27 protein-coding genes and 6 pseudogenes are annotated in these 24,359 nt (G+C 69.2%); 11 read left to right on the top strand and 22 right to left on the bottom strand.

Translation table 11 applies throughout. The features are described from left to right. Window positions 1-151, bottom strand: a pseudogene (locus ACH47Z_RS42385) (IS630 family transposase); the annotation flags it as partial. 137 nt (window positions 152-288) lie between these two features. On the opposite strand from ACH47Z_RS42385, the gene ACH47Z_RS42380 reads away from it, so the two are divergent. The 3 genes and pseudogenes from ACH47Z_RS42380 to ACH47Z_RS42370 form a co-directional block, all read left to right on the top strand. Continuing rightward, complete coding sequence (locus ACH47Z_RS42380) at window positions 289-1,161, top strand: metallophosphoesterase family protein (protein WP_399084390.1); 873 nt, start codon at window positions 289-291, stop codon at window positions 1,159-1,161. A gap of 72 nt (window positions 1,162-1,233) precedes the next feature. Continuing rightward, window positions 1,234-1,701 carry a hypothetical protein gene (locus tag ACH47Z_RS42375; protein ID WP_399084387.1) on the top strand — a complete coding sequence of 156 codons (468 nt, stop codon included), beginning with the start codon at window positions 1,234-1,236 and terminating at the stop codon, window positions 1,699-1,701. 795 nt (window positions 1,702-2,496) lie between these two features. Beyond that, window positions 2,497-3,294 (top strand): annotated as a pseudogene (locus ACH47Z_RS42370) (ISKra4 family transposase); the annotation flags it as partial. Here the strand turns inward: ACH47Z_RS42370 and ACH47Z_RS42365 are convergent. From ACH47Z_RS42365 to ACH47Z_RS42345, 5 genes and pseudogenes are all read right to left on the bottom strand, one after another. Then, window positions 3,284-4,552, bottom strand: a pseudogene (locus ACH47Z_RS42365) (IS701 family transposase). The pseudogenes ACH47Z_RS42370 and ACH47Z_RS42365 sit on opposite strands and share 11 nt — an antisense overlap. A gap of 38 nt (window positions 4,553-4,590) precedes the next feature. Beyond that, window positions 4,591-5,244 carry a VanZ family protein gene (locus tag ACH47Z_RS42360; RefSeq protein WP_399084384.1) on the bottom strand — a complete coding sequence of 218 codons (654 nt, stop codon included), beginning with the start codon at window positions 5,242-5,244 and terminating at the stop codon, window positions 4,591-4,593. Window positions 5,245-5,445: 201 nt separating this feature from the next. Continuing rightward, complete coding sequence (locus ACH47Z_RS42355; protein WP_399084381.1) at window positions 5,446-6,678, bottom strand: serine hydrolase domain-containing protein; 1,233 nt, start codon at window positions 6,676-6,678, stop codon at window positions 5,446-5,448. Between the two features lie 413 nt (window positions 6,679-7,091). Continuing rightward, window positions 7,092-8,228, bottom strand: a complete 1,137-nt coding sequence (locus ACH47Z_RS42350) for a sensor histidine kinase (protein WP_399084378.1) — start codon at window positions 8,226-8,228, stop codon at window positions 7,092-7,094. Further along, window positions 8,221-8,916: a response regulator transcription factor gene (locus ACH47Z_RS42345; protein WP_399084375.1), complete on the bottom strand. Its 696-nt coding sequence runs from the start codon at window positions 8,914-8,916 to the stop codon at window positions 8,221-8,223. The genes ACH47Z_RS42350 and ACH47Z_RS42345 overlap by 8 nt, the downstream gene beginning before the upstream one ends. A 303-nt stretch (window positions 8,917-9,219) precedes the next feature. Between ACH47Z_RS42345 and ACH47Z_RS42340 the strand changes: the two genes are divergently transcribed. Next, window positions 9,220-9,441, top strand: a complete 222-nt coding sequence (locus tag ACH47Z_RS42340; protein WP_399084372.1) for a hypothetical protein — start codon at window positions 9,220-9,222, stop codon at window positions 9,439-9,441. A 255-nt stretch (window positions 9,442-9,696) separates the two neighbouring features. On the opposite strand, the gene ACH47Z_RS42335 is transcribed toward ACH47Z_RS42340, so the two are convergent. Then, a complete protein-coding gene (locus tag ACH47Z_RS42335) occupies window positions 9,697-10,224 on the bottom strand; it encodes an SMI1/KNR4 family protein (RefSeq protein WP_399084369.1) in 528 nt (175 codons plus the stop codon). 116 nt (window positions 10,225-10,340) lie between these two features. Between ACH47Z_RS42335 and ACH47Z_RS42330 the strand changes: the two genes are divergently transcribed. The 3 genes from ACH47Z_RS42330 to ACH47Z_RS42320 all read left to right on the top strand — a co-directional run bounded on the left by ACH47Z_RS42330 (window position 10,341) and on the right by ACH47Z_RS42320 (window position 11,789). Next, window positions 10,341-10,517 (top strand): hypothetical protein, encoded by a 177-nt coding sequence (locus ACH47Z_RS42330; protein WP_399084366.1) that lies wholly within the window; start codon window positions 10,341-10,343, stop codon window positions 10,515-10,517. A gap of 92 nt (window positions 10,518-10,609) precedes the next feature. Beyond that, a complete protein-coding gene (locus tag ACH47Z_RS42325) occupies window positions 10,610-10,975 on the top strand; it encodes a hypothetical protein (RefSeq protein WP_399084363.1) in 366 nt (121 codons plus the stop codon). A gap of 34 nt (window positions 10,976-11,009) precedes the next feature. Further along, window positions 11,010-11,789 (top strand): hypothetical protein, encoded by a 780-nt coding sequence (locus tag ACH47Z_RS42320; RefSeq protein ID WP_399084360.1) that lies wholly within the window; start codon window positions 11,010-11,012, stop codon window positions 11,787-11,789. Window positions 11,790-11,983: 194 nt separating this feature from the next. On the opposite strand, the gene ACH47Z_RS42315 is transcribed toward ACH47Z_RS42320, so the two are convergent. Continuing rightward, on the bottom strand, window positions 11,984-12,478 hold the full coding sequence (locus ACH47Z_RS42315; RefSeq protein ID WP_399084399.1) for a transposase: 495 nt from the start codon (window positions 12,476-12,478) through the stop codon (window positions 11,984-11,986). Between the two features lie 130 nt (window positions 12,479-12,608). Beyond that, a pseudogene (locus ACH47Z_RS42310) lies at window positions 12,609-12,818 on the bottom strand (TetR family transcriptional regulator); the annotation flags it as partial. 199 nt (window positions 12,819-13,017) lie between these two features. Here ACH47Z_RS42310 and ACH47Z_RS42305 point away from each other — a divergent pair. Beyond that, window positions 13,018-14,553, top strand: a complete 1,536-nt coding sequence (locus tag ACH47Z_RS42305) for an MDR family MFS transporter (RefSeq protein WP_399084357.1) — start codon at window positions 13,018-13,020, stop codon at window positions 14,551-14,553. A gap of 63 nt (window positions 14,554-14,616) precedes the next feature. Here the strand turns inward: ACH47Z_RS42305 and ACH47Z_RS42300 are convergent, their stop codons facing one another. From ACH47Z_RS42300 to ACH47Z_RS42290, 3 genes are read right to left on the bottom strand one after another with little or no spacing between them, the layout of a single operon-like run. Next, complete coding sequence (locus ACH47Z_RS42300; protein WP_399084354.1) at window positions 14,617-14,799, bottom strand: SDR family oxidoreductase; 183 nt, start codon at window positions 14,797-14,799, stop codon at window positions 14,617-14,619. Then, window positions 14,796-15,425, bottom strand: a complete 630-nt coding sequence (locus ACH47Z_RS42295) for a hypothetical protein (protein WP_399084351.1) — start codon at window positions 15,423-15,425, stop codon at window positions 14,796-14,798. The genes ACH47Z_RS42300 and ACH47Z_RS42295 overlap by 4 nt, the downstream gene beginning before the upstream one ends. After that, on the bottom strand, window positions 15,426-15,641 hold the full coding sequence (locus tag ACH47Z_RS42290) for a hypothetical protein (protein WP_399084348.1): 216 nt from the start codon (window positions 15,639-15,641) through the stop codon (window positions 15,426-15,428). 217 nt (window positions 15,642-15,858) lie between these two features. Between ACH47Z_RS42290 and ACH47Z_RS42285 the strand changes: the two genes are divergently transcribed. Then, complete coding sequence (locus ACH47Z_RS42285; protein WP_399084345.1) at window positions 15,859-16,614, top strand: dienelactone hydrolase family protein; 756 nt, start codon at window positions 15,859-15,861, stop codon at window positions 16,612-16,614. Window positions 16,615-16,639: 25 nt separating this feature from the next. On the opposite strand, the pseudogene glnII reads toward ACH47Z_RS42285, so the two are convergent. Then, window positions 16,640-17,104 (bottom strand): annotated as a pseudogene (gene glnII, locus ACH47Z_RS42280) (glutamine synthetase); the annotation flags it as partial. Window positions 17,105-17,116: 12 nt separating this feature from the next. On the opposite strand from glnII, the pseudogene ACH47Z_RS42275 reads away from it, so the two are divergent. After that, a pseudogene (locus ACH47Z_RS42275) lies at window positions 17,117-17,263 on the top strand (CGNR zinc finger domain-containing protein); the annotation flags it as partial. 64 nt (window positions 17,264-17,327) lie between these two features. On the opposite strand, the gene ACH47Z_RS42270 reads toward ACH47Z_RS42275, so the two are convergent. The 6 genes from ACH47Z_RS42270 to ACH47Z_RS42245 all read right to left on the bottom strand — a co-directional run bounded on the left by ACH47Z_RS42270 (window position 17,328) and on the right by ACH47Z_RS42245 (window position 20,871). Then, window positions 17,328-17,801 carry a DNA starvation/stationary phase protection protein gene (locus tag ACH47Z_RS42270; RefSeq protein ID WP_399084342.1) on the bottom strand — a complete coding sequence of 158 codons (474 nt, stop codon included), beginning with the start codon at window positions 17,799-17,801 and terminating at the stop codon, window positions 17,328-17,330. Between the two features lie 67 nt (window positions 17,802-17,868). Then, window positions 17,869-18,318, bottom strand: coding sequence for a GAF domain-containing protein (locus tag ACH47Z_RS42265; RefSeq protein WP_399084339.1), 450 nt, complete (start codon window positions 18,316-18,318; stop codon window positions 17,869-17,871). A gap of 107 nt (window positions 18,319-18,425) precedes the next feature. Then, window positions 18,426-18,773: an acyl-CoA thioesterase gene (locus ACH47Z_RS42260; protein WP_399084336.1), complete on the bottom strand. Its 348-nt coding sequence runs from the start codon at window positions 18,771-18,773 to the stop codon at window positions 18,426-18,428. A gap of 69 nt (window positions 18,774-18,842) precedes the next feature. Next, window positions 18,843-20,078, bottom strand: a complete 1,236-nt coding sequence (locus ACH47Z_RS42255) for a GMC family oxidoreductase (RefSeq protein WP_399084333.1) — start codon at window positions 20,076-20,078, stop codon at window positions 18,843-18,845. A gap of 212 nt (window positions 20,079-20,290) precedes the next feature. Next, a complete protein-coding gene (locus ACH47Z_RS42250; protein WP_399084330.1) occupies window positions 20,291-20,425 on the bottom strand; it encodes a hypothetical protein in 135 nt (44 codons plus the stop codon). Between the two features lie 368 nt (window positions 20,426-20,793). Beyond that, window positions 20,794-20,871: a hypothetical protein gene (locus ACH47Z_RS42245; RefSeq protein ID WP_399084396.1), complete on the bottom strand. Its 78-nt coding sequence runs from the start codon at window positions 20,869-20,871 to the stop codon at window positions 20,794-20,796. On the opposite strand from ACH47Z_RS42245, the gene ACH47Z_RS42240 reads away from it, so the two are divergent. Continuing rightward, entirely contained in the window at window positions 20,839-20,988 is a 150-nt protein-coding gene (locus ACH47Z_RS42240; RefSeq protein ID WP_399084327.1) for a hypothetical protein, read from the top strand. The two genes, ACH47Z_RS42245 and ACH47Z_RS42240, sit on opposite strands and share 33 nt — an antisense overlap. Before the next feature lie 203 nt (window positions 20,989-21,191). Here the strand turns inward: ACH47Z_RS42240 and ACH47Z_RS42235 are convergent, their stop codons facing one another. The 3 genes from ACH47Z_RS42235 to ACH47Z_RS42225 all read right to left on the bottom strand — a co-directional run bounded on the left by ACH47Z_RS42235 (window position 21,192) and on the right by ACH47Z_RS42225 (window position 24,024). After that, complete coding sequence (locus ACH47Z_RS42235; protein ID WP_399084323.1) at window positions 21,192-21,986, bottom strand: L,D-transpeptidase family protein; 795 nt, start codon at window positions 21,984-21,986, stop codon at window positions 21,192-21,194. A 239-nt stretch (window positions 21,987-22,225) separates the two neighbouring features. Next, on the bottom strand, window positions 22,226-23,443 hold the full coding sequence (locus ACH47Z_RS42230) for a CU044_5270 family protein (protein WP_399084320.1): 1,218 nt from the start codon (window positions 23,441-23,443) through the stop codon (window positions 22,226-22,228). After that, the gene (locus ACH47Z_RS42225; RefSeq protein WP_399084317.1) at window positions 23,440-24,024 is read right to left on the bottom strand and encodes an RNA polymerase sigma factor; all 585 of its coding nucleotides are present in this window, start codon (window positions 24,022-24,024) and stop codon (window positions 23,440-23,442) included. Before ACH47Z_RS42225 ends, ACH47Z_RS42230 begins: the two co-directional genes overlap by 4 nt. Window positions 24,025-24,359: the final 335 nt, after the last annotated feature.

The raw sequence follows: 24,359 nt of genomic DNA, 5'->3' as shown, positions 1-24,359 counted from the left end.
TTGCCTCTGCCCATGTCGTGACCCGCCGGCAGCGTTTTGTGGTCAGGTGTGGGGAGTAGTTGTCGCAGATGATGGCGATCCGCACCGTGGCAGGGCGCAAGGAGCGCAGGTAGCGGCAGAACTCCAGGAACTTCGAAGGGTGCGGATCCTTTGAAGTGACGGTCGGGATCACGCCGTGAGGCCGTAGTTCAGCTGGTCCGCTTGGGCAGCAACAGGAGTCGGTAGGTGCAGGTCCATCCGTTGGGAAAGAACCTGGCCCGACGCGATGGCGGAGGCTACGTTCGGACGATGCGGATCTTGCATCTCTCTGACACTCATCTCGATGAGGCGGGCGCCCCGGACGCCGACGGGGCAGACGGCACTGCGGCGCTGCGCTTTCTGCTGGACGAACTCCAATACCTGGACAACTTCGATGCGGTGGTCATCACTGGTGATGTTGCGGACGACGGTTCCCGGGCGGCGTACACGCGGGCACGCGGGCTCGTGTCCGCCTACGCCAGTCGGCGAGGGGCGGAGGTGTTCTACACGACGGGTAACCACGACGACCGCATCGCGTTCCGCGAAGTACTCGGCAGTGGCCACAGACAGCCCGAGGCTGTGTACGAGGGGGCGGCAGGTGAGCGGGCGGCGGTAAGCACCGTAGGCGGATGGCGGTTGATCACACTGGACACGCTCGTTCCGGGCAAGGGCTACGGCCGCCTGGACAGTGGCCAGCTCGACTGGCTGCGGGAACTGCTGGCCGACCCTGCCCCGTCGGGCACCGTCCTGGCCTTCCACCATCCGCCGGCCGTCCTGGACGTCGAGGTCCAGCAGGCGCTGGGGCTTGAGAACCCTGCCGAGCTGGCTGAGACGATTCGCGGGACAGACGTCCAGCTTATCTTGTGCGGGCACTTCCACCTGCAGATTCTGGCGCGTCTGGAGCAAGCGACGGTCTGGGTCACCCCGGGGGTTGTCAGCCGCATCGACCTGACCGCCCAGCCGGGCACCGAGCGTGCAGTCCACGGTCCTTCGGCGTCTCTCGTCCGCCTGGGGACGCCCAACGGGCCGCTGATCCACATGCTTCACGCCCGGGGTCCACGCATGGGGGAGACGGTTTACGAGGCAGACGAGGCGGAGATGCACGACGTCATCAGGAGGCTCGGGCCTGAACCTGCGGACTGATCTGGGAAGAAGCCAGTTGTTGTGTGGTGGCGCCGTGGTCCTCCTACCGTTGTGGAGTGGAGGTGGGGCGCCATGGTGTCGTTGACGGAAGAGCTCCAGGCGCGGGAGGCAGCGGCTCGACGCCGTGTGGAGGAACTCCAGTCTGAGGCTGCAGAGTTGGCCATCCGGTTGGAGCAGGCACGGGAGGATCTCTCGCGCCTGGAGATCACACGGGAGACCGTCACGCAGGTGCTGGCGGAGCTGTCGGCCGCGGAGGCCGAACCGGACATTGGGTCGGGCGATGCGCCGGAGGGGCTGGTCGTGGCGGTGTTGCCGGATATGTATCGCGACATCGTGGAGGTCATCGCTGATGCGCCGGGACCGGTGCAGGCCAAGCAGATCGTGCCGCGGATCGGGCTGCCGACGACAACCGGAAAGATTGAGGGGACCCGGGGAAAGCTGAAGCGTCTGGTGGAGCGCGGCTGGCTGGACGAGGACACGCCGGGACAGTTCACCCTCGCCCGACAAGGCCCGGGACGCGACCGGACCAACTTCCAGTGACCAAGGGCTCTTCTCCGTAGATTCGTAGGTGCCAACCGATGCGAATCACTCCCGAAGAAGAGCCCTCGATGGAACCGTACGACGCCTCAACCGAGCCTGATCCGTACTCCGCCTCCCGTGACGCCCTCGAACGCCTCATCTCGACGCTGGCCGACGGCCCAGCGGCAAACATGTCCCACGATGAACTGGAGGCGCAGCTCGAAGTGCTGGGACGCGAACTGCTGCGCCAGTTGATGCAGAACCACCTCGATCAGCGAGCCAGGGAGGAGGCCACGCTTCAAGCGGACGGAGGGCAGCCGCCGTTACTCGGTCCGGAAGGACAGCCTCGGACCTGGCGGGAGCGAGGTCACCACCGCCTGCTGACCTGCGTGTTCGGACCGGTTCGGGTGACCCGGATCGCCTACCGCGGCCGCGGTGTTGCCAACGTGCATCCGGCGGACGAAGCGTTGTCGCTGCCCGCTGGTCGGCACTCACGAGGACTGGCCCGGCTCGCGGACCTCGAAGCCGTCAGAGGCTCGTTCGACCAGGCCGCCGCCGCGATCGAGCGGCGGTGCGGGAAAGTGCTGGGCAAACGCCGCCTCAAAGAACTGGTGGTCGCCTCCGCCATCGACATCGCCGCTTACTACACGGCGAAGATCCCCACCCCGTGCACCCGCGAGATGCCACTGATCATCCAGGTCGACGGCAAGGGCGGGGTGATGCGCCCCGAGGCACTGAGGGAAGCCACCCGCCGAGCCGCGGCCAAGACCACGGCGGCCGGTCGACGCGGACGCCTGGCCCCGGGCGAGAAACCCAACCGCAAGCGCATGGCGACCGTGGCCTGCGTCTTCGACGCTGTTCCGGCCGCACGACATCGTGCACCCGCCCGGCGGTCGCAGCACAGCCAGGCCGCCCAGGCCGGGCCCGACAGCGAAGCAGAAATGGTGCACTGCCTCGGTGATCCGTCCTCCGGAACAGGTCGTCGCCGACGCCTTCGCGCAGGCCGCCTCCCGTGACCCGCAATGTCTGCGGGACTGGATCGTGCTCGTCGACGGCGCCCGCCATCAACTCGACCTGATCCAGGACGAAGCCACCCGCCGGGGCATCCACCTGAACATCCTGCTCGACTTCGCTCATGTCGCCGAACACTGCTGGACGGCCGCGCACGCCTTCTACCCGGTCGGCAGCCGCGAGGCCGAGACCTGGGCTGCGGACAAACTCAGCGCGATCCTCGCCGGACAAGCCGGCCGCACAGCCACCGAGATGACCGCCCAAGCCGCAGCCGAACAGCTTCCCGCCACCCGCTGCGACGCCGTCACCACCTGCGCCCGCTACCTCACCGGTCACCTCGACCAGCTTCACTACGACACCGCCCTCGCGGCCGGCTGGCCGATCGCCACCGGCGCCGTCGAAGGCGCGTGTCGGCAACTGATCGGCGACCGCCTGGACATCACCGGCGCCCGTTGGGGACTCGACGGCGCCGAAGCCGTCCTCCAACTCCGCGCACTGATCACGAACGGCGACTTCGAGGACTACTGGACCTTCCACACAGCCCGCGAACTCCAACGCCTCTATCGCAGGCCCGACCAGCAGGGCTACACCCTCACCGCTTGATCCTGACCGTCACTTCAAAGGATCCGCACCCATCGGCTTTTGGGGCCGGCCGCTGTCCGGTGAGGAACGCGTGGGCGGCGGTGACGAGGGTGACGTGGTGATGCCACCCGTTCCAGGAGCGGCCTTCGAAGTGGTCCAGGCCGAGGCCGTGCTTGAGTTCGCGGTAGTTGTGCTCGATGCGCCAGCGGATCTTGGCCAGGCGGACCAGTTCGGCCGGCGTGATCTCGGCAGGCAGGTTGGACAGCCAGTAGTCGGTGGGCGCTTCGGTGCCTTCGGGTCATTCGACCAGCAGCGTGACCTCGGGCAGGACACCGTCCCAGCGGCCGTGTTCGGCGGTGGCGGCGGCCCGGGCCAGACGACGGGCGCGGACGCCGGCCGGCCGCACCCGCAGCGCCAGGAAGTGCGAGCGCATCGGTCCGCGGGAGCCTTCCCGCCAGGTGACCTCGGTGAACGCCTGCCGTCCGTGGCCGGCCGCCAGTGCGGCCACCGGGGTCGGCTTGTCCCGGTAGCGGGGCTGCGGCTTGGGACCGTTGCCACATCAGGGCGGCGCGACCGGCTCGGCGTGGTGCGGGTGGACGGTCACATCAGAGCGGACCGCGACGACATAGCCGATGCCCCGGCTGTCCAGGCCGTCGCGGAAGTCGGCGTTCTGCCCGTAGCCGGCGTCGGCCACCACCACCGGCGGCACCAGCCCCCACCCGGCCAGCTCATCGATACTGTCCAGGGCCAGGCGCCACTTCTCCCGGTGCCCGACCTCCTGCGGTATCCCGGTCGTGTGCCGCCGTTCCGGATCGTCCGCCCACTCCTGGGGCACGAACGTGCGCCACTGCAGCGGACTGGACGCGGTATCGCAGACCGCGTGCACGCTCACCGCGACCTGGCAGTTGGCCCGCTTGCCCAGCGCCCCGCATTACTGGCGCGCGACAGCCACCGACATCTTCCCGTCCTTCGGGAAGGACACATCATCGACCGCCCAGGCATCCGGCCCGATCAGCGGCACCATCCGCTGGGCGATCCGCCGCCGCACCGGCACCGGATCCCAGGTCGACTGGTTCACGAACTGCTGCAGGTTCTGCTCGTTGCCATCCGGCAGCCGCTCCGCCATCGGCTGGATCGACTTACGCCGGCCGTCCAGCATCAGCCCGCGCAGATAGCAGTCACCCTTCGCCCGCTGATCCTTGCGCGGCACCGACGCGAACACATCGGCCACGAACAACGCCAATTCGGCCCGAACACGATTCACTTCATGTGCATCCACACCCCTAACGTGCCCCTAAACAGGACCGCTAGGCAGACCTAACGGAGCCCTACTAGAGTGTCGCTACACGGCTCCGGTTCCGTGAGCGGGGTGGTGGAGCCCCGTACCGGGGCCGATCGAGGTCGGTCTGACGACCCTCTGGCCGTAGCGCGCCACCAGCGGCGTGACGCCAGCGCGGCCAGCCCGGCGCCGGCGGTGTTGAGCAGTACGTCGTCCACAGAGGACACCCGGTCCAGCCGCAGGACGTACTGCGCGGTCTCGACCAGGACCGAGCAGCCCGCCGCGAGCGCCAGGATCCGCGGTACCGACGCCAGCGCCGCGAACCGCAGCGGGGCGAAGAGCCCCAGCGCCGCGAACACCAGCAGGTTGCCGACGACCTGGCCCGTCGCCGTCGCCGACCCGGCTGCGAGGATGTGAGACAGGTCACGCAGCGGTATCAGGCTCACCCGAGCGGGGGCGGTGCCGGCCCGGCCGCCCGGCAACATGATCACCCATACCCACGGCACCGTTCCGTAGACGATGCCGACCTCGGCCGGCGACGTGCGCCACGCCCCCGCCGGCGTGGTGCCGGTGGCACGTCGCCGGGCTGCTGGAGCCCACACCGCCAGCGCAGCCAACGGCAGTACGGCCACCGTGATGATTGCCACGCCAGTGAACGTACCGAACCAGCCGTGCCACCCCTTGATGATCACGCTACCTCCGCTTGCGTCCGACCGCGAAATCTCCCCGCAGGTCAGAGCGATTTCTTCGATGTCCCAACAGATGTGACGGTTGTCCGTTGGAGTTCCTCAGGGCCAACGGGCGGTGTCAGCGTCCGCCGATGGCGCCCTGCGCGTGCCCGGCAGACCGGGCTGGAGGAGATCCCTTCTCTCCGTGTCTGCCGCCGGACCGTTTCAGCCACCATTCCCGTCGCCGGGCGAAGCCCCGGTGATGGCCTGCATCTCCCGCTCGGTGATCTCCTGCAGCGGCAGGCCGTCGCAGTTGCCGAGGACTACGCCGACCCAGCCGGTGTACGGGTAGATGTTCCAGTTGGCGCTGACACCGGGGTTGCCACCGCCGCGCCCGAACACCCACTGGCCGTTGACGATATGGACCGGCATGTCGTAGGCCCCGAACGACGAACCGCTGTGGGGGATTTTGGCCCCGGTGAGCAACTCGGCCCAGGGCCGGTCCAGCACCGTGCCGTCGCCCAGCGCGCGCGCGAACCGGACCAGATCCGGCGCGGTGACGAAGCCGCCGTCCCCGGGAGCATCGATGAAGCTGCGGCCCGGGTTCTTGCCTAGTACGTCCGGGGACGGGCTGCCCTTGTCCAGGTTGCGGACCGCGTCCACCTGGCTGCCGTCGGCCAGCGTCATGTACGGGTGCGCGATGTGCTCGTCGGTGAGCCACTGCGGCCTCGTGTAGAACGCCGAGCCGGTCATGCCGCAGCGCCCGAAGATGTTCTCCCGCACGTAGTCCCAGTACGTCTTGCCGCTCACGGCCTCCACAATCAACGCGGGGATGCCGACATCGGCGCCGGAGTGGCTGGTGCGGGTGCCGGGGGCAGCCACCAGCTTGGACTGCCGGACCCACTGCTCGTAGTACTCGTGCACCTCCTCCCGGCTCTGGAAGATGCGTTGCACGTCCTCATCCGGGGTGCTCAGCCCGGAGGTGCCGGAGAGCAGGTGGTGGATGGTCACCTGCTCGGCGATGTCCTTGGCGAAGCCCTTCAGGTGGGTGCCCACCGTGTCCGACAGGCTCAGCTCGCCCTGCTGTGCCAGCTGCAAGATGGCCACCGCGCCGAACGGCTTGCCCGCCGAGCTGAGGCTGAACGCGACGCCCTCGCTGTTGCGGATCCCCTTCTCATTGTCGGCCATGCCGTAGCTGCGGGACAGCACCGTCCGGCCCCGGTGCGACAACAGCACCACGCCGGAGAACTTCCCCTCGGCGGCCAACTTCGCCACGTACCGGTCGTAGGCTCCGCCGGGACGGGTGTCCGGTGGGGTGTCGGAGTCGGTTGGGGCCGGGTCGGCGTGGCCGGGTTGGGCGCCCACCAGCGGCGCTCCGGCCGCCACCACGCCGACGGCCGCCAACCCGCCCCCGAGCAGCCGCCGCCGATTGATACCACGTACGAAATCCGAGTCCATGATCACGGTCCTTTCCTGATCGACAAACCGACCGTTGCAGGCCTGACGGCGACCGCTATCGGCAGCCGATCACCGCCCATGTGGTCCGTGCCTCCACTGAAGACGGAGGACTGATGCGGCGGCGTATGCGATTTTCGATACGCTCGCGACACACCGAATGCCCGGCATCAAGGAACCGGCGCAAGCGGGCAGTGAGATGGTCCTGCCGCTGGTGATCGCGGCAGCCCGGCTACGGCAGGGGCTGGACGACTCGTCGGTGAACACCGCACCGCCGAGCATCCAGAAGGAGTCGGCGGGCCGTTCGGACGCGTGCTCTGACAACCCCTTGCCACGGCTGCTGAGTTCGAGGCCTACCCAGGGCGCCTGCGCATCCGTGAGGGCATGGCCCTGGCAAAGCAGCGCCAGGGCAAAGCTCAAGGGCAGGCAGCTCCTGGTGCAGGACACTGATGGGCCTCGCTCGGGGCCGATGCCTGCGGCGTGCCGGGAAGTCGGATCGTGACGAGGAGTCCGCCGGTGGGGCGGGGTGTGAGTTCGAGGGTCCCGTCGTGTCCTTGGACGATGCTGTGCACGATGGCCAGCCCGAGGCCGACGCCGGCATGCTCGTCGGTGCGTATGCGTTCAGTTCCGCGTTGGAAGGGTTCGGTGAGGGTCGGTACCAGTTCCGGTAGGAGCGGAGGGCCGGTGTTCTCGACCCGCAACACGCTCACGTCGTGCTGCGATTCGGTGTGAACTGTGACGGTGCCGCCGGAGGGGAAGTTGTGGACGATGGCGTTCTGGACGAGGTTGGTCACCATCCGCAGAATGAGCGCCGCGGAGCCGAGGGTCTGTGCCTTCTCTCCGGTGACGTCGAGCGTGATCTGGCGTTTTTCGGCGAGGGGAAGCATCGTTTCGGTGGCTTCTTCGGCGATGAGGGACAGGTCGACGGGCTCGCGGGTGAAGCTCTTGCGGTCGACGCGGCTGAGTAGCAGGAGTGCCTCGGTGAGGTCGATCGCCCGCGTGTTCACGGTGTGGAGGCGTTCGATGAGTTCGCCCTGGTCCCGCGTGGGATCGTTGCGGGCGAGGTCGAGGAGTGTCTGCGAGATCGCCAGCGGGGTGCGCAGTTCGTGGGAGGCGTTCGCGGCGAATCGTTGCTGTTCGGTAACGTGCGATTCGAGTTGTTCGAGCATGATGTCGAACACGTCGGCGAGTTCGCGGAATTCGTCTTTGGGACCTTGCATGCGGACCCGGTGGGACAGTGATCCGTTCGCGGCCATCCGTGCCGCGTCTGCGATCCGTGTGAGTGGTGCGAGCATCCGGCCGGCGAGGATCCATCCTCCCAGGAGGCCGAACACCAGCAGGAAGGCCAGTGCTATGGCCGCGGCGGGGGCGAACATCCGCACGAGGAGGTAGCGGTTGGGTGCGACCCCGAGGAGGCCCTGGGGGCTGTCGGGTACGTAGCGCAGCAGGAACACCCATACCACGGCCAGCAGGAGAGTGCCGGCGATGAGGAGGAATCCGGCGTAGCTGATGGTGAGTTTCAGGCGGGCGCTGAGCCCTGGGCGCCTATTCATGAGTGCTGCCAGGGTGGGTGGTGTCCAAGCCGGTGTCGATTCGGTAGCCGACGCCGGACACCGTGGCGATGAGCCGTGGTTCGCCGAGTCGTTTGCGCAGGGCGGAGACGGTGATGCGGACGGCGTTGGTGAAGGGGTCGGCGTTGGCGTCCCAGGCCCGCTCCAAGAGTTCTTCGGCGCTGACGACACCGCCTTCGGCGGCGACGAGGACTTCGAGCACGGCGAACTGCTTCCGGGTGAGCGCGACGTAGCGTCCGTCGCGGAAGACCTCCCGGCGGAAGGGGTCCAGCCGCAGGCCTGCGATCTCGCTGACCGGGGGTCGGGCGTGCACGCGTCTGCGGTCCAGCGCCCGCAGCCGCATGACGAGCTCCCGGAGCTCGAACGGCTTCGTGAGGTAGTCATCGGCGCCGAGCTCGAACCCGGACGCCTTGTCGTCGATCCGGTCGGCAGCGGTGAGCATGAGGATCGGGATGCCGCTGCCGGAGGCGACGATTCGTCGGGCGATCTCGTCGCCGGAGGGGCCGGGGATGTCGCGGTCGAGGACCGCGAGGTCGTAGGAGTTGATGCTGAGCAGTTCCAGGGCGGTGTTGCCGTCGCTGGCGATGTCGGCAGCGATCGCTTCCAGCCGGAGACCGTCACGGACGGCTTCGGCCAGGTAGGGCTCGTCCTCCACGATCAGCACGCGCATCCCTGAAGCCTAAGCAGCACGGCATATCGCCGACATATGCAACGTGTCTTAACGGCCTGCAAGGCGCTCACCAGCTAGAACGGTTGACAACCCCCAGATAACCGTCGCGGCGGCAGCACCTCCACGATCCGGCGGGCCAGCCGGATTTTCACGCCGCGGGCGCCGCTGGACGGCGACACCCGCCGCGCCTATGACTCCCGCGTCCGGACCTTCCTGGTCTGGCTGGAGGGCAGCGGACTGGACGGCGACCCGCTCGCCAACGCCCACGACCGCGACTTCGCCGTCCGCGACTACAAGACCCACATGAAGTCCGTCCTCGGCCGCGCCGCGAACACCGTCAACGCCCACCTCATCGCCCTGGACCGCTTCTTCACCCAGCTCGGGCTCGGCCCCGCCGTCGTCCGCCGCGACGACGCCTCCAAACTCGCCCCCCGCTCACTGGTTCTCGTAGTCATGCCCGCCATACTGAGAGGTCGCCCCTGCGGCAGGGTCAACTGCTTCGGCCACATGACCTCGCACTCTTGAGATGTCGGCCTCTGCCTCACTCCGGGCACGGTCGGCTGTCGTACGAGCGGGCCGCGTACCTGATAGCCCGCGCCGGAAGCATGACCATCTCCTGATCAATTCCTTGGTCCGGAAAAGGGCCAGCGGACTTACAGAACTCCTTGCACGAGCACTTCGTGAGAGCGGCCGTGAAGTCGAAGTCGAGCACCTCCACGTCCACCTGCCCCGCGTGCTCAGGACGGCCAAGTCGTGATCGCCCGGACGGCCTCACGATCCTCAAGCCGACGCAGGGGTGCCAGTACAGCCGTCACCGAACGCGCTGGCCGCAGTGAGGCCCTCGACGAACGAACGAAAATCCGCAGCCAGGACGAGCTCCGTGTTGAAGTCGGTCTCGAACCATGCGACCGAGGGCTCGCCGTCCCGCCCGCAGGCGCGGTAGTCAAGCCCGATCCAGGAGTGCCCATCGCCGGAAAGCAGCACAAGAGGTGCTGGCATACCCCACTCCTCGACCAGGTATGGCGTGTCGAGCAACGAAGTCGTCCCGCCGCGTCGGCCGATGCCCATCAGGTCGTCAAAGGGAATGTGGTCTTCACTCCACGAGGTTCGTCGGCTGGTGGGAAACGCATCGTGATCAGCGGACACGACGCCGCCGTTCTGAACCCGCAGAAGGTCAAGCAGAGCCGAGGGCAGAGACACGCCGAGCACGCGCTCGGCCTCCCGGACCATCTCGTCCGTCAGCGCCTGTTGGACGCCGTAGTCGCCGTCCCCCCAGAACGTCGCCATGACCTCATCGAATCTCGCCATGCTCCGCAGCCTACGGGCTCAGCCGCAGCGGCCTTTCAGCTACAAGGCGCGGTCCCCCTGAGGCGCTCAACCTCGTCTACGTCGGCGGTGTCGTGACCACACGGCAGGCCAGGACCATGAACCTCCACCGCCTGCCGCCGGACATCCGGTCCCTGCACTGGATCCCCCGCCATCTGCTCGACACCGTCATGCAGTCCGACGACGCCGGCCGCGTCCACGATGCCTGGCACGCCTGGGAACACGGCGCCGCCCGCCCGCTCCTCCTGCGCGGCACCCCCGTCCCGGTCTGCTGACCGTGAAGCTCCCGAGCTTCGTCGAACACCGTTTCTCCCCAAGGTAATTCGACTACGCTTGCGAGTCCAAGATCGAACAACAGGGGGCGCCCATGCCGTACGAGGCCGGCACGAGGGTCACGCTGACCAGGGATGCGCAGGTCACCGCAGGTGACACCGCGACCAGCGGCGGCGTCCCCGGTCCGCTGTTCCTCGCCGAGGGCCTGGCGGGAACGGTCATGGGCTCGACCACGGAAGCCGGCCGCGCGGGCCAGGACTACCTCGCGAGCTTCGATCAGCAAAGTCGCGGCCATCGGTTCGACGCGTTCGCGGCGAGCCTGATCGATGACCTCCGCCAGAACGTCGCCCGGGTGGGAGCGGTCAACGCCGGAGCGGGCGCTCGGACGACCTACCGGGTGCGCTTCGACAACGGGTTCGTCCTTGACGGTCTTGAAGAAGGCTGGCTGGCCCGAGCCTGAGCACCTGCCACCCTCACCACCATCGAGGAGATCCATGGCCGACACCGTCACGTCACTGACCGCCCGCGTGCACGATCTTCAGGTGGCGGTCATGACCCATGGCCTCACCCCGCGGGGCGTCGACGTCGTCGCCGGCCTCCACGACATCGTCGTGCGCGCCTCGGCGCTCGGCCGCGACGGCAGGTGGCTCGTCGCGTCGGGCCACTCGGGCCTCGGCGGTCTGGCCATTGCACAGGGGCAGGTGGATCAGGGCCTCCTCCACTTCGACGCCGCCGTGGCGAACGGGTTCAACGACTGCGTGGCGTTCCACATGCCGCTCGTGCGCCCGCTGCACCACGACCCCCGGTTCCAGGCCCTGTACGAGCGGATGCGCGTCACCCCGGCCGACCTCGACGAGTTCTTCTGGCTGCACCGGGAGATACAGATCATGGCGAGGGAGGCCCAGCAGGCGACCGTCGACAACATCGGCCGCCTCGACACCGGGGTCTCGCTGCTCCCGCAGGCCCCCATGCCGACCCGCGAGCCGAACACCCCCGGCGTGCTGATCACCCGCCTCGACCTCGCCGCCACGCAGACCGCACTGCGACAGGCCGCCGTGAAGGCGGACTTCCAGCGCAGCGCCGGCAACGTCAGCCTCAGCCTCATCGACGACTCGTGGGACTACACCCGTGCCAGGCACGACGCCTGGCACGCCGACGATCTGGACACCCGACGCGAACAGGCCGCCGCAGCCCGGGCCTTCGTCGAACGCCCGGGCATCGGCACCATGCTGATCCCCTGCCCACCGCTGGGCTCGATCGTCTACCCGTCCTGACGAGGGACAAGCGCGCACACAGGAAGTCGACTCCGCCGACGTCCTGCGCCGGCGCACAGCAGCTTATGTAGTCGATCCTCCCCACCCACTTCCCCGTAGCGCCGGTCCTCCCCAGATTCGCCCGTGGAAGGCTGCCCTCGTGGCCAGCGGAGAGGTGCAAGCGGGCGGGTTGCGTCCTATGGCTCCTATGTCAATCAGGCGGCCTGCGTGAGGTCAGCTTGCTCGGTGCTGGTCTGGGCGTCGCGGAGGAGGGCTCGGTAGACCACGTCCGACAGACGGCGCCGGAGGGCGCGAACGGCTTCGGTGTTGGTGTTCCCGGCCTCTCGTCGGCGCTGTAGGTAGGTGCGGGCGTCTGGGTGATAGTGCGCCTGCGTGACGGCGATCCGGTGCAGGGCTGCGTTGAGTTGGCGATTGCCCGTCCGGCAGAGTCGATGGCGTGTGCGGTTGCCCGACCATACGGGGAGCGGTGCGGTGCCGTTGTGGCGGGCGTAGGCGCTCTTGGACCGGAACCGACGGATGTCGGCCGTCTCTGCGAGGATCTTCGCCGCATTGAGAATGCCGCAGTCGGGGATAGCCAGCAGGCTGGGCGCTGCGTCGGTGACGAGGGCACTGATGTCCGCTTCGAAGGAGCGGATCTCGGCGGTGAGCCGGCAGCACTGCTCCAGCAGGCAGCGGGCCAGGCGGGCCACGGTTCCGTCCTGGGTGGCCGGCTCCTTGGCGAGCGCCTGGGGGTGTTTGGTGCGGATGAGGCAGCGGGCTGGCGGGTCCAGGCTGGGGTCGATCTCGTGCAGGTGCCAGCGCAGCCGGTTGATGATCCTGGTGCTCGACGTAGCGGTGCAGGGCGACGGCGACGGGGGCCTCACGCAGTCGCGCGTCCTCGATGGCGTGCTCGATGGCCGTGAGGCGGGATTCGTAGATGGCCGCGAGCAGGTCCTCGCGGTTGGCGAAGCGCCGGTAGACCGTACGCCGGTCGACACCTGCCTCGGCGGCGATGCCCGCGATGCTGGCGCCGGGGTCGGCGGCGAGCATGCGTGCCCCGGTGGTCAGGACGGCTTCCAGATTGCGTGCTGCGTCGGCTCTCACCGGCCCGGGTCTAGTGCCGGAATGTGATCCCTGAGACATCTAACGCCTCTCGGGAGTAGAACCCTGGGCCATAAGTGCTACAGCGAAGTGACAGATAAGAGATGTACCGCCATCTACCTGTTTCATTTCGAGAAAGGCACCTTCCATGTCGAACGCATCTGAGTCCTCATCGCCCAAGGCGGATGGTGTCGCCGCCGCGATGAGTGCGCTGATCCTGGCCGTCCTGCTCGCGGCTCTGGACCAGACAATCGTCTCCACCGCGCTGCCCCGGATAGCGGAGGACCTGAACGGGTTCGACGACATCGCCTGGGTCAGCGCCGCATACCTGCTCGCGTCGACCGCCGTCACCCCGCTGTGGGGCAAGCTCGGCGACATGTTCGGCCGCAAGCCGCTCTATCTCGCCTCGACCACCGTCTTCCTGATCGCCTCGGTGGCCTGCGGCCTGGCCCAGAACCCGCCCGAGCTGATCGGCGCCCGCGTCCTCCAGGGCGTGGGAGGCGGCGGCATGATCGTGCTGACCTTCGCCCTCGTCGGCGACATCGTCTCCCCGAGCGAACGCGGCCGCTATCAGGGCATGTTCGGCTCGGTCTACGGCGTCGCCAGCATCGTCGGCCCCCTGCTGGGCGGCGTCTTCACCGACCAGCTCTCCTGGCGGTGGGCGTTCCTGGTCAACCTGCCCGTCGGCATCGTCGCCCTGACCATCGCTGCCCGTGCCCTGCCTTCGGCCACCCGAGGCGCGAAGGCCCGCATCGACTACCTCGGCGCGACCCTGCTGGCCGCGATCGCCACCGGCCTGGTCCTGGTCACCTCCTTCGGTGAGCGCTGGGGCTGGGGCTCACCGGCCATCGTCGGCCTGATCGTCGCCACCGTCGCGCTGGCCGTGCTCCTGGTCCCCGTCGAGCGCCGCGCCGCCGCCCCGGTCCTGCCACCGGCGATGCTCGGCTCCCGGACCGTGGTGTTCTCCTCGCTGATCGCGTTCTTCGCCAACGCCGCGATGTTCTCCGTACTGGTCTACCTACCGACCTACCTGCAGATCGTCCACGGCGTCTCGGCCACCCTGTCCGGCATCTACATGCTGCCGCTGGTCGCCGGTCTGGTCGTCAGCCAGTCTTTGGCCGGACGCTGGGCCGCACGCGTCGAGCTGCTGCGGAAGATTCTGCTCGGCGGCCTGGTCGCCAACCTCGCCGGACTGCTCCTGCTCGGCACCATTGGCGCCGCCACCAACACCCTCGTGCTGAGCGTCTACTTCCTGATCACCGGCGTCGGCATCGGCATGGTCCCGATGGTCGTCCTGACCACCGTCCAGAACAGCGTGCCCGCCGCCGATCTCGGCGCCGCCAGCGCCGTGGTCACCTTCGCCCGCTCCATCGGCGCGGCCTTCGGAGTCGCCGTCTTCGGTACCCTCCTCAACACCGGCTTCGCCGACCGCACCCACGCCCTGCCCACCGCAGGCGGCTTCGACTCCGCCCGCCCCGACACCATCGGCCAGCTGCCCGCCGCCCTGCGCGACACCGCCCTGAGTGCCTTCGCCCACGCGACCGCCACCGGCTACCTCTGGATCGCCCCGACCCTCGCCGTCGGCATCCTGCTCGCGCTCTTCCTCAAGCCGTCCCGCAAGGACCACCAGGCCGCTCCCACTTCAAGTGCCGCCGTCGCCGAGGAGTCCGTCCCCGCCGCCTGATCCACCCACCCCGCTCAACCGCCGCCGGCCGGCGGCGGTTCGGGCCGACAGGCGGCGGGGCCCTTACTGGGCCTTGGAGCCGCCATCGACGTGCAGGACGGTTCCGGTGACGAAGGACGCGGCCGGCGAGGCGAGCCAGGCGATGGCTTCGGCGATCTCGGCGGGGTCGCCCATCCGGTTGACCGGGGAGCAGACCACGGTGCGGGCGAAGGGGCGCCACGACGGTCGGCCGCGGGAGTCGGTCATCCACAGCTCCACCGCCGCGTCGCCCGCCGAGGCGCCGGCCGGGGCCGCCACCGGGGCGCCCACGGCCACATGGACGTCGCTGTCCAGCAGGTCCGCCAGTTCCTCCCCGAGCCGCAGCAGCGGCTGCCCGTCCAGCGACAGCAACCGGAGCGCCGCGCGCCGGGTTCGGGCAGGGCGGCCATCACCACGGCGAGGACGGCGGCGGGCACCTGAGCGGAGGAGAGGATCAGCTGCGGCCGGTCGCGCTCCGGTGGGATCGTGTGCGGCCGGGTGTGGGCGGTGACGGGCGCCGGGCCCGCGGGCCGGACGGCGAGGTCGGCCGGAACGGGCTCGACCACATGACCGGCCACTGTCTGCCGGCCCAGTCGCCGCACGGCCATCTCCCAGTCCGGGAGCGGCAGATGGCTGCTCACCCGCCGGGCGTCCGTGCCGGGGGAGAAGTGCCACCAGCCGCCGGAGGCGCCCGGCAGGTCCGGGGAGAACAGGGTGCCGTCGGCGGTGACGAGCGCGGTGCCGGCCGCCGCCAGTACGTCCAGCCCCCACCGTTCGCAGATCAGCGTGGCCGCCGATGGGCGTCCCCCGCTCTCATGGGCGCCCGCGGACATCACCAGCGTCAGCTGCCGCACCTACGCGTCCGCGACCGAGTCCAGGCTCGGCGCCAGCCACGCGCACAACGCCTCGGCACTGTCCTCGTGCAGGGGCGCGCCGACCACTACGACGGCCTCGCCCGGGCGGACAGGGGAGAGCCGCCCGGCGAGCTCGGTGAGCCAGTGCGGCGGCCGGTTCCCGTGGTGTACGAGGTGAATGCGGTCGCCGGCCCGCGAGACCGTGGGAGACGACACGGTGTCAGGGTCGTGTTCGGTCACCGTATTGCTCCCGCGGGGACGACGGCCGCATGTGAGCGGGCCGGATTCGGCTGCTGGCCACACATGTGAAATGACGCATGTGAGTCTACGCGCAATGCACACGTACCCAAATTGTCACCCTCACCGGGAATCGGGGCCGGGGCACAGGTGTTGACGACGTGTGAGGGAAGACCCAGCTCGGAGAGGCTCACCTATGAACACCGTGACCGGAACCTTTGTGGACATCGCCACCGCGGACGGCATCGCCGACGCCTATCTCACACACCCCGACGACGGGCAGGCCCACCCGGGTGTGCTCATGTACCAGGACGCATTCGGGGTGCGCCCGCATCTGACGGCCATGGCCGACCGGCTGGCGGCCGCCGGCTACACCGTGCTCGTCCCGAACGTCTTCTACCGGCACGGGCGTATCCCGGTCGTGGAGCTGCCCGAGTTCATCGACATGGAGGCCCGGCCGGACATCGTGGGGAAGGTCGTGCCGCTGATGGAGGCGCTCACCCCGGAGCTGACGGAGCGTGATGCCGAGGCTTACCTGGGGTGGTTCGCGCAGTCGCCGCTGGTCGCGACCGGGCCGGTGGGCATCACCGGGTACTGCATGGGGGCGCGGCTCGCGCTGTACACGGCTGGCACCCACCCGGACCGGGTCGCCGCGGCGGCCGGTTTCCACGGCGGCTGGCTGGCGAGCGAGGCACCGGACAGCCCGCATCTGCTGGCCGACCGGATCACCGCCGAGCTGTACTTCGCGCACGCCGACGAGGACCCCTCGATGCCCGAGGAGCAGGTCCGCAGACTGGAGAAGGCGCTCGCCGACGCGGGGGTCAGGCACCGGTGCGAGGTCTACGAGGGCGCCCATCACGGCTACACCCAGTCCGACACGGCCGCCTACAACCCGCAGGCGGCCGAGCGGCACTGGACGGAGCTGCTGGCCCTGTTCGGCCGCGTCCTCTGAGTGAGAGCGGCCCGGTCGGCGCCGGTCAGACGAGACCGGCGTCGGCCAGGGCCGTGCAGCAGGTGTCGACCATCAGCCGGGTGACGACGTACGGGTCGACGTTGGCGTTGGGGCGCCGGTCCTCGATGTATCCCTTCTTGTCGATCTCGACCTGGAAGGGGATGCGCACGGAGGCGCCCCGGTTCGACACGCCGTAGCTGAACTCGCTGAAGTGCGAGGTCTCGTGGAGGCCCGTCAGCCGGTACTCGACGCCGGAGCCGTACTGGCGGATGTGCTCGGCGGGCTTGTCATCGCGGCCGAGCGCCTCGCACGCCTCGATGATGGCGTCGTAGCCCTCGCGCATCGCCTTGGTGGAGAAGTTGGTGTGCGCGCCGGTGCCGTTCCAGTCGCCCTTGACCGGCTTGGGGTCCAGGGTGGCGAAGATGCCGAAGTCCTCGGCGGTGCGGTAGAGCGGCCAGCGGGCCACCCACAGCTGGTCCGCGACGTCCAGCCCGGGAACGAAGCCACGCTGTTGCGCGAGTGCGGGCGCCCCGACTGCACCCACGTCTACCTCGACCGCTCCCGGGGCCGCCGCCGGGAGTGGTGCGCGATGCGTTCCTGCGGAAACCGCGTCAAGGCAGCCGCCCTGCGGGCACGTAGACGGGCCTGACACACGTACAGCGGGGGCGGCCCCGTCGTACAGAACCGTCCCCCGAGAGCTTCAGGCAGCGACCTCAACCCCGGTTCTCGGCCTGGAACATCCAGCTCTGCTTCTCCAGGTCGGCGGTCAGGCAGATCAGCAGATCCTGCGTCACGGCGTCCGCCGGACCGGTCGCCTCGATGCGTTCCCGCACCCGCCCGATCACGGCGGAGAACGCCTCGACCAGGGCCTCCACGGCGTCCACGTCCTTCGTCCAGCCCGCCGCGAACGCGGGCAGTCCGCTGGTGGCGGCGATGGTGCCGGCCCGTCCGTCCGGACTGACGCCGAGCGCGGCGGCACGCTCGGCCACCGTGTCGGCGTACTCGCGCGCGGTGGTGACCACCTCGTCGAGCTGCAGGTGGATGGAGCGGAAGCGCGGCCCGTACAGGTTCCAGTGCGCCTGCTTGGCCACCAGGGACAGGTCGAGCAGATCCACCAGGGTCGCCTGGAGGGCGCTGCCCGCGATCTCGCGTTCCTGGTCCGGCAGTGGGCTGTTGACGACCGTCATGGGTGTGCGGTTCCTTTCCAGATAGTCGCCTGTGCCATCAGTGTGGAAGCCGCCGTCATGCCCGGGATCAGTCGTTTGACTGTCGGGGCTGCGGGACGCGGACCGCCGTGGCGGGCAGCGACTCCGCATCGTCGTCAAGCTTCGCCAACTCGCCCTCGGTCAGTTCGCGTTCATCAAGCCAGGCAAGACCGACGACAGCCCGCACTGTGCCGTGCGTGCCGCGCACGGGCAACGCGACGGCGGCCTTGCCGTCCACGGCCCTGGCCCCCGGCTTGACCGCGCCGCTGTCGTCCTCCTTGAGATTGCAGGTCTGGATCGGCCGGCCCTGCTCCCAGGCGAGGCCCGCTATGCCCTTGCCGAGCGGTATGCGCGCGGTGATCTCCTGGACCCTGGGCGGGATGTTGTGCGCGGCAGTGATGTGCAACAGGTCGTCACGCGCCACGTGGACCGTCCCGGCCACGGCCTCGTGACGGTCGAGCAGGCCGCGCAGCCAGACATTCGTCGACTCATCCAGCATGGTGGTCCTCGCCTTCCGGCAGGCCGAGGGTACGGGCGATCTCCGGGACCCGGAGTGGGCCTCATGGTGGCGCGGTCGAGGCGGACGACCGTACGACTGCCGTGGGCCTAGGTCACCTTTCCGTCGGAACACACCCGGTAACCGGCGGTGGCCGAGGTGGTGCCCAGGCGCCGCATCCACAGGCGTACGGCGTACTTGCCGACCTCCGCGACGGGGCGGTCGTAGGTGATGTCGAACGTCTTGGCGACGTTGAAGCCGTCCCCTTCGAGACCGCTCGTGCCGCCTACGCCCTTGCCTCGCCAGAACCACCCCCATGCCCGCTCGACCAGTACCTGATAGTGACCGTTGTGCAGCAGGCCCATCGAGTCCAGGTCGTCGAAGTGGACGACCACGGGCAGTAGAACGCCGACATCGGTGCCCGGTGTGTCGGCGGTGGTGGGGGAGGCGGCGGTCATCGTTGCTCCTAGGGGCGTGTCATCCGTCCGCTCGCTAATACGTGTGAACACGTATTAGCGAGGATGGCTTCAGGCGTCGTCGCGGACGAACTCGGCGGCGCGCTCCGCGATGGCGTACACGGTCGCGTTGGTGTTGTTGGACGGGATCGACGGGATGACAGAGCCGTCCGCCACACGCAGCCCCTCCAACCCCCGGACCCGCAGCGCGGAGTCCACCACGGATACCTCGTCCTCGCCCAGCGCACAGGTGCCGACGGGGTGGCAGTAGGACGCCACGGAGGTACGGGCGTACCAGGCGAGTGTCTCGGCGTCGGTGACGTCCGGCCCCGGAGCGACCTCCTCGGCACCCCAGAGGGCCAGCGCCGCGGACCGGGCGATCGCGCGCGCCGTCTCGATCCCGGACAGCGCGGCGCGGACATCCCGCTCGTCGGTGAAGTAGCCCGGGTCGAGCACCGGCCGCGCGTACGGGTCGCCGGAGGTGATCCGCAGGGTGCCTCGGCTGAACGGCTTGAGTGGTGAGACCCCGATGGTGAAGCCGTTCTCCACCGGGGCGACCGGGTTCGGGAACGGGACGTCGACGAAGATGATCTGCAGGTCGGGACCATCGAGTTCGGGCGTGCTGCGCAGCAGACCGATGATCTCGCCGTGGTTGCCGCGCGGCTCGGGCACCGTACGGCGGGCGCTGTGGACGAGGTTGACGAGCGGGTGGTCGTGCAGGTTGCGGCCCACGCCCGGCAGCTCGTGGAAGAGGTCCACACCGGCCTTGCGCAGCTCCCACTCGGGGCCGATGCCGGAGCGCAGCAGCAGGTGGGCGGAGCCGATGGTGCCGGCGGTAAGGACGACCTCGCGTGCGGCTCGCACGGTGAGGATACGGCCGTCGACACCGAATTCGACTCCCGTGCAGCGTCGGCCGTCGAAGAGCAGCCGGTGGGCCGTCGCCCCGGTGACGACCTCAAGGTTGGGGCGGCCGAGGGCTGGGGCGAGGTAGGCGTCCGCGGCGCTCTGCCGGCGGCCGTCGACGATGTTCAGGTCGACCGGGGCAAAGCCCTCCTCCAGGCCGCCGCTGATGTCGTCTGCCCGGCGCTGTCCCGTCTCGATCGCGCCGTCGAGGCAGGCGAGCAGGACCTCGTTGGGCTCGGCCGTCGGGGCGACGGTCAGCGGACCGCTTGTGCCACGCCACGGGGCGCCGCTGACGGCGGTCTCGGTGCGCTGGAAGTAGGGCAGGAGGTCGTCGAAGGCCCAGTGCTTGGCGCCGTGGTTGCCCCAGTCGGCGTAACTGGTGTGGTGGCCGCGGGCGAAGACCATGGCGTTGATCGTCCGCCGGCTCGGCACGCAGGATATCGAGGGCTTCCTCCAGCCCCGGTTCGGCGGACACCCCGGCTCTCCTCGCTTCGCGCATCAGCACCCCACGTCGTGGGGCCGGGCCGACCCGTCCCGGAAGGATCGGAGGCTTCAGTCCCTCCTCCCTGTGCTGCCCCCTCATAACTGGACGGTGCTCTACCGGCGGACCGCTGAGATCACCCCGCCGGGCCGTTCCTCGCGCCGCGGCGGGGGGTGATCGGGCGGTCGTAGGCGGCAGCACACTCGTGCAGGGTGCGGCTGTCGGCTTCCAAGCCGTGCCCGGCCAGCCAGCCCACCGGGTCGTCGGGCATCTCCGAGACTCACATGGACGCAGTTGATCCCGGCACGGCGTCCGCGCCGAAACGCTCGATCACACCACGCAAGCCCACGTCAGCCCATCCGACTGCCTGCCGCCGAGCGCGCGCTGATCCGGGCCAGCAGCAGGTCCACCGCATGCTCGGGCAGATAGATCCGTAGTCCTTTCGGCGATCCGTACCGCCGGCAATGCCGGATCGTGCCCCGCGGCGGCCGGCGCGGCGGGCCGGTCCTTTTGCAGATCCACCGTTACGGTGATCCGCTCGCAGCGGGCGACGGCCCGCTTCTGGCGCAGCACTGTGACGCCTTGAAGTCCAGCGGGGCGGCGTGTCGACCTCGAACAGCCGGGCACCTTCGGGCCAGTTCATCCGAAGGCCCGGCTGTCCATGCCGGCGCTGAGCAGCACAAAATGCCGGACCCCGGCCGCGGGGGCCTGCTGCAACAGGTCGTCGAGGAATTCGTCCTGATGACGATGGAGAACGACACGGTCAGCCGCCGGCGTCGCGCGGCCTCGTCATCGGGCGTCGGCGAGGAGGGCCACAAACCGGCGCAGCGGTGAAGGCCCGTGCTAGAGGGTCCCGAAACAACGCGTCTGCCCGCTTGCCTTCCAGTGCCCGCACGCGGCCACTCCCACCGCAGTGGCCCACATCCCTGAGGGCTACACCCGTTCCTGCTCATCAGCCGCCGCGCCAGCCCAAACGGGACCGAATGCGGCGACGCTGACTGCAGAGCCGGACCCCCTCGGTACGCCCGGTGGGACGGTCAGTGGGCGAGCGATGCTGCGTCGCCCAGGACGGCGACGGGATGGTCCGCGGGATCGAGCGCGCGCAGCAACTGCTTCATGTGCGCCTTGGAGAGGCTGATGCAGGCATGGGTGGGGCCGCCGTGGTCGACGTGGATCCAGATGCCTCCACCGCGGCTCTCCCCCAGCGGCTTAGTGCCGTCCATCGGTGATGTTCCGGGCTGCCGGTTGTAGTTGAGGGCGACGATATAGTCGAAGGACCCGGCCAGTGCTTCGCCTTCGAAGCCGGTGCCGCTGACCGAGAAGGCACCGGACTGGTGGTAGGGCAGCTTGGTACCGGGATCGGCCAGGCGTCCGCCGGCGTCGGTGAGGCCGAACACCCCTATGGGGCTGTGCAGATCGCCCAGGTAGTGCTTGTCCGTCCAGCCTTTGTAGCCGTTGTGGGCGGCCCACACTTCTCCGCGAAGCCAGCCGCCGTCGACCCGTTGCCAGAGCACGGCCTGCGAGGATGCCGAGTTCTTGGCGGTTCCCGTGACGACGAGGACCTGGCGGGTGTCGGCCGGGACGTGTGCCAGGGTCTTCGGGCCAAGCCCCGGCAATTCGAAGGGGAGTTGAGACCGTGATTGAACCGTCGCCGACGGAGCGGCGGATGGGGGTACCGATTCGCCGGCCGCCGTGGTGGCGGATTGTTCGGTGCTCCCGGCCCGAACGTGGGCCGGATGGGCGTCGCCCTCGGTCAGGTGGTGCGCGGTGATCCCCAGCGCAGCGACGACGAGCGCCGCGGTTGCTGAAAGGTAGGGCCTGTGCAGGCGCATGGGTATGGGCTTTCTCGGGAGGTTAGAGGAGCCCCGGAGGGCTCGTGGTGCCGGACGGACCAGGCGGCGCTGGCCGGCCCCCGATGGTGCCGCTTGGACCGGATGGTGCCGCGAAGTGCAATACGGGGGAGGAGGCTTCAGTCGCGTCGCCACGGCCGCGGCCCCTCGAAGGAGCTCGCGGCCCGGCCCTGGCCGCGCATCACTGCGCGGCAGTGCGTGTGCCTTGACGTGTGCTCGGATCAGCTGTGGGCATTCTCCGGCACGGTGATCTGACGCTCGCCCCAGCTCATACGGCTGGTGGCCTGGTAGTTGACCACGGTACCCGCCTTCAGACCCGTCGCCTTGGCCTTGGCCGAGGGCTCGACGAGCCGGAGTTCGTCGCTGAGCAGGTCACCGGTGGAGGAGTCGATGACGAGCCGCTGCTTCGTCGTCCCGAGCGCCGTCCGGTACGTGCCGGGGAACTCGACACCCACACCTTCACGCCCCAGCGGATCGGTGACATGACCGACTACCCGGACTCCGGGCAGACCGGCCATCACCCGGTACGCCGCCGCCCGGACACCGGGCTTGACGGGCATCGTGGCGAGGTTGCCCGCCTGCCGCAGGATCCAAGCACTGCGGTCGGACGCGGCGCCCTCCGTGCCGTTGCCCCGCGCGTACAGCCCCTCCAGGTAACGGCGCAACCCGTCGCTGGTGGCGGGCAGGGCCCGCAGGGCCTTGTAGGAGACGTTGTCCGGTCCGACGGCGTAGATCTTGCCGCCGACGTCCGTCCGCATGACTGTCGGCCGCCCAGCGCCCATCGTGAAGGCGACCGAGTGGGTGTCGCTCGACTGCCCGACCTCGGCCTGCACCGTGCGGGGCGAACCCACGGCCTGCCACACCGCCTTGTCCGCCGCGGTCCGGGGTTCGGTCCTGGAGTCCAGACTGGAGACCATCAGACTCTTCGTGCCGGGCCGCACACCCACCGACCAGGAGTCGGTCGACGTGCTGCGCACGGCGAAGAGCCGCCCACTGACCTCGGCGAGATCCACGCTCCCCGAAAGCGTGGTGGTCTGCCAATACGCCCCCTCGGCGGGCGAGGCCTCCGCCTTCTTGGCCGCGCTGAGCAGTTCGATACGTCCGTCGACCTGCACGTCCGTGGCTGCACCCGGCGCCTGCGCCCCGACGGAGGCCGGCGGTTGTGTGGTGGACTGGTCGGCCGGTGCCTGCCGGTCGAACGAGCTGACGGACACCACCACGGACGCCGCCGCCGCCACGAGCGCGACGGCCCCCAGCGGACGGAAGCGCATCGACCGGCGCGCCACGCGGCTGTTCGCGGGTTCGGAGACGATGCGTACGAAGTCCTGCCGTTGCCGCGCAGGGTCGGTCAACCGGGCCGGATCCAGTTCGTCGGGCCGCGCGTCCGAGAGCACCTGCATGATGTCGGGTCGCTTCGATCGATCCTGTGAGTTCTTCATGCGTGTGCTCCTTCGCAGTGCGGTCGAGGGGTGCCGGCGGCATGGGTCGACGCTGCCTCGGACGGTTCGTACGGGTCGGGCGCCTGCGCCGCCTCCAAGGCCTTCTCCAGGCGCCGACGCGCTCGGTAAAGACGGACGGCCAGTGCTGCGCTGGTGCATTTCAGGACGTGCGCGGCTTCCTTCGTGCTCAGGCCGTGCCAGGCGATCAGGGTCAGCAACTCCCGGTCGCTCTCGGGCAGACCGGCGAGCGCCTGGAGCGCGATGTGCCGGTCGGCGACCATCGCCGCCACGTCACCGGCGTGGTCCTGAGCGCCACCGGCGATGCGCTGTGCCTCCTGAGCGGCGAGGAGGTAGCGCAGAGCGTCACGGCGACGCATCTCACGCACCAGGTTGCGGGTCACTCCCATGAGCCACGGCAGGGTCGGATGCGGGACGTCGTCGTGGATCCGCCGCCAGGCGATGGTGAACGTCTCGCTGGTGATGTCCTCTCCCACCTGGCGTCCCACCAGGCTTGTGGCGTAGCCAAGGACACGCGGGTAGCACTCCTCGTAGATATCGTGGAAGCGCTCGGCAGGTGTCACGGGCACCCCCTCATCTCGGCTTTCATACCTGGAAATGTGAGCAGCGGCCCGCTTCTTACCGGCCGGCGAGAAAATCTCCGTGTGATCGGCATCACGGCTGGAGGCGGATACGCCCGACCGGGACGGAAGGGCGACACCTGCACGCGTCACACGTGCGTACTGGTCTTCCGTCGCCCACAGCGCGTTCTGCCGGCGCAACTGGACAGACGCGGCCCGGCAGCACAGCCCCTCGCCGGATGAACCACGAGCGGCGCCGTTTCGTTGTGGTCGACGTAAAGCCCTTCCGCCCGGACGACGAAGTTCGACTCTTCTCTGTCAGCGAGGTGTTCTTGCAC

The organism is Streptomyces sp. NPDC020192 (assembly GCF_044388685.1).
Classification (GTDB): Bacteria; Actinomycetota; Actinomycetes; order Streptomycetales; family Streptomycetaceae; genus Streptomyces.
Note: the sequence above shows the minus strand (reverse complement) of the source record. Positions and strands in the feature narration are given on the sequence as shown.

What these genes read in the sequence shown, in the direction of transcription:
- ACH47Z_RS42380 (WP_399084390.1), top strand. Translation starts at nt 289, where the DNA reads ATGCGGATCTTGCATCTCTCTGACACTCATCTCGATGAGGCGGGCGCC.
- ACH47Z_RS42375 (WP_399084387.1), top strand. Translation starts at nt 1,234, where the DNA reads ATGGTGTCGTTGACGGAAGAGCTCCAGGCGCGGGAGGCAGCGGCTCGA.
- ACH47Z_RS42355 (WP_399084381.1), bottom strand. Translation starts at nt 6,678, where the DNA reads ATGGACTCGGATTTCGTACGTGGTATCAATCGGCGGCGGCTGCTCGGG.
- ACH47Z_RS42350 (WP_399084378.1), bottom strand. Translation starts at nt 8,228, where the DNA reads ATGAATAGGCGCCCAGGGCTCAGCGCCCGCCTGAAACTCACCATCAGC.
- ACH47Z_RS42345 (WP_399084375.1), bottom strand. Translation starts at nt 8,916, where the DNA reads ATGCGCGTGCTGATCGTGGAGGACGAGCCCTACCTGGCCGAAGCCGTC.
- ACH47Z_RS42340 (WP_399084372.1), top strand. Translation starts at nt 9,220, where the DNA reads ATGAAGTCCGTCCTCGGCCGCGCCGCGAACACCGTCAACGCCCACCTC.
- ACH47Z_RS42335 (WP_399084369.1), bottom strand. Translation starts at nt 10,224, where the DNA reads ATGGCGAGATTCGATGAGGTCATGGCGACGTTCTGGGGGGACGGCGAC.
- ACH47Z_RS42330 (WP_399084366.1), top strand. Translation starts at nt 10,341, where the DNA reads ATGAACCTCCACCGCCTGCCGCCGGACATCCGGTCCCTGCACTGGATC.
- ACH47Z_RS42325 (WP_399084363.1), top strand. Translation starts at nt 10,610, where the DNA reads ATGCCGTACGAGGCCGGCACGAGGGTCACGCTGACCAGGGATGCGCAG.
- ACH47Z_RS42320 (WP_399084360.1), top strand. Translation starts at nt 11,010, where the DNA reads ATGGCCGACACCGTCACGTCACTGACCGCCCGCGTGCACGATCTTCAG.
- ACH47Z_RS42305 (WP_399084357.1), top strand. Translation starts at nt 13,018, where the DNA reads ATGTCGAACGCATCTGAGTCCTCATCGCCCAAGGCGGATGGTGTCGCC.
- ACH47Z_RS42300 (WP_399084354.1), bottom strand. Translation starts at nt 14,799, where the DNA reads ATGACCGACTCCCGCGGCCGACCGTCGTGGCGCCCCTTCGCCCGCACC.
- ACH47Z_RS42285 (WP_399084345.1), top strand. Translation starts at nt 15,859, where the DNA reads ATGAACACCGTGACCGGAACCTTTGTGGACATCGCCACCGCGGACGGC.
- ACH47Z_RS42270 (WP_399084342.1), bottom strand. Translation starts at nt 17,801, where the DNA reads ATGACGGTCGTCAACAGCCCACTGCCGGACCAGGAACGCGAGATCGCG.
- ACH47Z_RS42265 (WP_399084339.1), bottom strand. Translation starts at nt 18,318, where the DNA reads ATGCTGGATGAGTCGACGAATGTCTGGCTGCGCGGCCTGCTCGACCGT.
- ACH47Z_RS42260 (WP_399084336.1), bottom strand. Translation starts at nt 18,773, where the DNA reads ATGACCGCCGCCTCCCCCACCACCGCCGACACACCGGGCACCGATGTC.
- ACH47Z_RS42255 (WP_399084333.1), bottom strand. Translation starts at nt 20,078, where the DNA reads ATGGTCTTCGCCCGCGGCCACCACACCAGTTACGCCGACTGGGGCAAC.
- ACH47Z_RS42250 (WP_399084330.1), bottom strand. Translation starts at nt 20,425, where the DNA reads ATGCCCGACGACCCGGTGGGCTGGCTGGCCGGGCACGGCTTGGAAGCC.
- ACH47Z_RS42240 (WP_399084327.1), top strand. Translation starts at nt 20,839, where the DNA reads ATGCCGGACCCCGGCCGCGGGGGCCTGCTGCAACAGGTCGTCGAGGAA.
- ACH47Z_RS42235 (WP_399084323.1), bottom strand. Translation starts at nt 21,986, where the DNA reads ATGCGCCTGCACAGGCCCTACCTTTCAGCAACCGCGGCGCTCGTCGTC.
- ACH47Z_RS42230 (WP_399084320.1), bottom strand. Translation starts at nt 23,443, where the DNA reads ATGAAGAACTCACAGGATCGATCGAAGCGACCCGACATCATGCAGGTG.